This is a genomic window from Vibrio sp. CUB2, from assembly GCF_001557945.1.
GTDB lineage: Bacteria > Pseudomonadota > Gammaproteobacteria > Enterobacterales > Vibrionaceae > Vibrio > Vibrio owensii.
This window is the reverse complement of record NZ_LNRB01000061.1, coordinates 1-1,199: the sequence shown is the minus strand read 5'-3', so window position 1 is coordinate 1,199 and position 1,199 is coordinate 1. Positions and strand designations below refer to the sequence as shown.

Below are 1,199 nucleotides of genomic sequence, written 5' to 3'. Positions count from 1 at the left end.
AAGTAACTTTGAGAGAACTACTTGGTTTTCCGAGACGTCGGAAACCGCTACATCGGAAAATCAATTGGAGAAATCACCATGGCAGTGAATGTAAACACAAACGTATCAGCGATGACCGCTCAGCGTTACCTAAACAACGCAAACTCAGCACAACAAACTTCTATGGAGCGTTTGTCTTCAGGTTTCAAAATCAACAGCGCGAAAGACGACGCTGCGGGTCTTCAAATCTCGAACCGCTTGAACGTACAAAGCCGTGGCCTGGATGTGGCTGTTCGTAACGCGAACGACGGTATCTCGATTGCACAAACTGCTGAAGGTGCAATGAACGAGACAACTAACATCCTGCAACGTATGCGTGACCTATCTCTTCAATCTGCTAACGGCTCTAACTCAAAATCTGAGCGTGTTGCGATCCAAGAAGAAGTAACGGCACTAAACGACGAACTAAACCGTATCGCTGAAACGACGTCTTTCGGTGGTAACCGTCTACTTAACGGTACTTACGGCACTCAGTCTTTCCAAATCGGTGCGGACAACGGTGAAGCAGTAATGCTTAACCTAAAAGACATGCGCTCAGACAATAAAATGATGGGCGGCGTGAGCTACCAAGCTGACAACGGTAAAGACAAAAACTGGAACGTTGAAGCTGGCAAAAACGACATGAAAATCAGTCTGACTGACAGCTTTGGTCAAGAGCAAGAAATCAACATCAGCGCGAAAGCGGGTGACGATATCGAAGAGCTAGCGACGTACATCAACGGTCAAACTGACCTAGTAAAAGCGTCAGTAGATCAAGACGGTAAACTGCAAGTTTTCGCTGGTAACAACAAAGTAGAAGGCGACGTGGAATTCTCTGGCGGCCTATCTGGTGAGCTAGGTCTAAACGACGGCAAGAAAGTAACGGTTGATACTATCGACGTAACATCAGTAGGTGGCGCACAAGAATCTGTGGCTATCATTGATGCGGCATTGAAATACGTAGACAGCCACCGTGCAGAGCTAGGTGCTTTCCAAAACCGTTTCAACCACGCAATCAGCAACTTGGATAACATCAACGAGAACGTGAACGCGTCGAAGAGCCGTATCAAAGATACAGACTTCGCGAAAGAAACGACTCAAATGACCAAGTCACAAATTCTATCGCAAGCGTCAAGCTCAATCCTTGCGCAAGCGAAACAAGCGCCTAACTCAGCGCTAAG

Annotated in this window: 1 protein-coding gene; it reads left to right on the top strand. The window is 47.0% G+C overall.

What is annotated here, in order from left to right; translation table 11 throughout:
- Window positions 1–78 precede the first annotated feature (78 nt).
- Window positions 79–1,199, top strand: a 1,121-nt coding sequence (locus tag ATB78_RS27780) for a flagellin (protein WP_061011160.1), incomplete at its 3' end; no start/stop codon positions are given.